2 protein-coding genes and 1 riboswitch are annotated in these 3,519 nt (G+C 36.8%); of the genes, one reads left to right on the top strand and one right to left on the bottom strand.

Going from position 1 to position 3,519, the window contains the following annotated elements:
- Positions 1 to 276 precede the first annotated feature (276 nt).
- Positions 277 to 516 (top strand): hypothetical protein, encoded by a 240-nt coding sequence (locus CUS89_RS15930; RefSeq protein ID WP_002316697.1) that lies wholly within the window; start codon positions 277 to 279, stop codon positions 514 to 516.
- Between the two features lie 422 nt (positions 517 to 938).
- Here CUS89_RS15930 and CUS89_RS15935 read toward each other — a convergent pair whose 3' ends face one another.
- Entirely contained in the window at positions 939 to 2,798 is a 1,860-nt protein-coding gene (locus CUS89_RS15935) for a heavy metal translocating P-type ATPase (RefSeq protein WP_104872798.1), read from the bottom strand.
- A 130-nt stretch (positions 2,799 to 2,928) separates the two neighbouring features.
- Positions 2,929 to 3,037, bottom strand: a riboswitch (NiCo riboswitch).
- Positions 3,038 to 3,519 lie beyond the last annotated feature (482 nt).

A 3,519-nucleotide genomic window follows, 5' to 3' on the forward strand; every position in this document is an offset into this window, starting at 1 on the left:
AAAACTTTGCAACAGAACCGTTCAGGGCGTATGGCGACACAAAACGAAAAAATGGTTTCAATAGATATGCTTTTGAAAAAAGCACTCCATACTCTTGTCTTTTAAGGAAAAACGATTGCGATTATAGGAGTTTTTCTTTTCCCTGCTTTTGTTATTATTCTCTCTTTTCATCAGTAAATGAAAGTCGCTGATAAAAAAAATCAGGACATTTACTCCTTGTCCCCCTTCACAAAACGAACACTTGTTCTTATAATGGTTCTAAAGGAGTGATTATCCATGAAATATTTGAATGACGAATATCAAGACCGGGGTATGAAAAAATGGGCGGGCTTTTTCTTATCTGAACACACAGCTGAACAGGAAAAAATTCAAAAAGGATTGGCTCACATCAATTCCCCAAAGCCCCAAATGTCCGAACAAGAGATTGGCGAGGTGCTTCAAGTGGCTAGATTAAAAAATAAGTCCGTTGCCATCCAAATCGAGGCCATCGATAACGAAGGAAATTATTACGATTAATATGCCACTGATGACGGTGATTTGATTTTTCTTTCCTAAAATACACCTTTGCATGATTTTTTCCTCCTGTTTGTTGTTTGTAATGTAAGTCTACTGGATTGAATCAGATTAAGAATTGATCCTCATCAAGAAGTGGTTTTCCTTCGAAAATAGTTTTTCACTGCGCGGTCTTTTTTGTTTTACTCTTTCGTATAACTCTATGATAGCTCCTTTATTGTTTTTAATAATTGATGACAATCAAGTTTGAATAAACGATTTTTAGCATGTATTTAAAATAGATAAAGCTGATAATTTCTGTTCAGAAATTATCAGCTTTTTTGACGATTTAGGCTTTCGCCAAGGGTAAGCTTCATTCCCTACAGATACAAATTTAAAAAGCTGTAGATATTCGCTCACCCTTTCAGCTAATATCATGATGCAGTCTAATAAGCACCACTTAATTCCGCTTTTGTTTTTTCGGACCCTAACAACCGCAAGCCGTTTAAGATGACGAGGATTGTGGAGCCCTCATGGAATAGTACTGCTAAAGGAAGTCCCAGAACGCCGAACATATTTAAAGTAATCAAGCTGACAATAACAGCGATGGAGAAAATGACATTTTGAATAATGATTTTATTTAATTTCTTGCTTAGCTGATAGCTATAAAACAATTTAGACAAATCATTCTTCACTACAACGACATCAGAGGATTCCATTGCGACTGACGAGCCACTTCCCATCGCAATTCCGATATCTGCATTCGCTAGCGCGGGCGCATCATTGATCCCATCGCCAATCATCCCAACAACTTCTTCTTTTCCTTGGCTTTTTAAGACAAAATCTATTTTATCTTCCGGTAACATGGAAAAAATATAGTCATCTACCTTTACTTCCTTTGCAACCTGTGCCGCAACCTTTTCGTTATCTCCCGTTAAAAGATAAACCTTGATGCCCTCTTTTTGGAAATCCGCAACCGTACTCGCTGACTGCGGACGAATTCGATCCCGGAGTGAGAAGTAACCGACGACTTCATTTCCCTTCGCTACAAATATGGTCGTATCGCCTTTTTCCAGTAGCTTTTCAAACTGATCAAATTTATCATATTGCTTAAATGCATCCGGTTTTCCAACTAGGATTGCCCCTTTTTTAATTCCCGAACCAGCAATTTCTTCAATCGATTCCGCTTGATTCACTTGTGCTAAGTTAATCTCTTTAAAGGCAGAAACAATTGCTCTTCCGATTGGGTGACTGGATTGTTGCTCCATATAAATGACTTCTTTTAACAGCTCTTGGTCCAAATGATAATCGACCACTTGGAAGTCGCCATACGTCAATGTTCCGGTCTTATCTGTATACAAAATATTCATTGTACTTAACGCTTCCATTGCGGCTCCACCTTTAAATAAGATACCGTTTTTGGCTCCATTACTTATCGCGCTTAACGTAGCCGGTGTAGCTGATGCCATCAATGCACATGGACTAGCCACTGTTAAAAGTACCATTCCACGATAAAATGCTTCTTCTAATGGTAGGCTTAGGAAATAATATAGAAAGAAGATGAAAATAGGTATGATAATTAAAACGCCAATCACGTACTTACTTTCAATACGGTCTATAAACTTTGCGATTCGAGAAGGTTTGTTTTGTGCTTCTTCAACCATCCGGATAATATTGGAAAACATGGTTTGATTCAGTGTCTTGTTTACTTCTATATGAAAAACATTTCCTTCATTAATCGTTCCGGCAAAAACTTCCTCCTTTAACTCTTTTTCTACTGGGACAGACTCACCCGTTAAAGCCGCTTCATTCACGATTGCATTTCGGTCGATCAAGCCATCAATAGGGATTTGACCACCTTTCGATACCACGACAATGTCCCCAATAACTAACTCTTTCGTAGGGGTAACCACTACATCCCCATTTTCTTTTAGCACTTGGGCTGTGTCGGGTACTTGCGCCATTAATTCTGAAATCGCGCTGGTGGATTTGTTCGTTGCATAATCTTCCAAAACTTCTGCAGCAGCAAAAATCAATAGCAACGCCGCTCCTTCAGACTCAAAATCAATGATTACTGCACCAACTGCTGCCAAAACCATTAATAGGTCGACATTTGGTGAGCGATCTTTAATCGTTTCAACAACAGCATGTTTTGCCGCATAGAAGCCTAAAAAGAAAATTGAAATATAAAATAGTATGGAACTGTATGCATCATTTAGTGGGATAAAGATAAACCCTAAGATTGTAAATAAAACACCGACAACTAAAAATTGTCCTTGCCTACTTTTTGTTAGATACTCAACCATTTCTAAAACCTCTTTCTTATTTTTTGTTTTTTTGCTTACCAATTATTACAAATCCATTTCATCTCATCTTTTCACTCCCCTTTATTTAGAAATATATATATAAAAAAGGGCACACCTATAGAACAGAATTAACTGTCCCACAGGTATGCCCTTATTATTTACATACTCTGCTGCCGCAAAAATTGCAGCCCGGCTGCATGGACCTTTTATATGTCCACCGCCTGTTCAGATCACAATGAATATAACCAACAAACAAAATCTGTTATATTCCAAAGCTTTCATTATTTAGTTTTAATATGCTTCATTGATTCTCATGTGACTATTATAACAAATTTTTTTTGAATTTCAAATCGCTTTTCCATTATTTGAACAGGGTAGAATAGCAATCGCAGCCATAAGCTTTGTGGCGGATCGAAGTCTAGGAAATGTATGCTTCCTTAGTTAGTTCATAAAGTTTTATTTCCACTTTTTTAAATAATTTTTGATATTCTTCTCCCATTTTTTGGTAAATTTCTAATAATTGCATCAATTCTTTTTTTTTAATAAATCACCCATGTGTTCACTCCTGTTCTCCCTCTGTTGTTTTGAATATTCATAATACTTTAAAGGGTTCTGTTGCAAAGTTTTCTGATAAACTGATTTTAAGGTAAAATGAATGGAAAAGATAGCTTGGAGGAATCAAGATAGATCATTTTAAAGGCAAGCAATTTCAGCAGGATGT

The organism is Enterococcus mundtii (assembly GCF_002947535.1).
GTDB classification, from domain to species: Bacteria; Bacillota; Bacilli; order Lactobacillales; family Enterococcaceae; genus Enterococcus_B; species Enterococcus_B mundtii_B.

Bases quoted from the DNA above. Each gene is read 5' to 3' on its own strand.
- CUS89_RS15930 (WP_002316697.1), top strand. From the start codon at position 277: ATGAAATATTTGAATGACGAATATCAAGACCGGGGTATGAAAAAATGG.
- CUS89_RS15935 (WP_104872798.1), bottom strand. From the start codon at position 2,798: ATGGTTGAGTATCTAACAAAAAGTAGGCAAGGACAATTTTTAGTTGTC.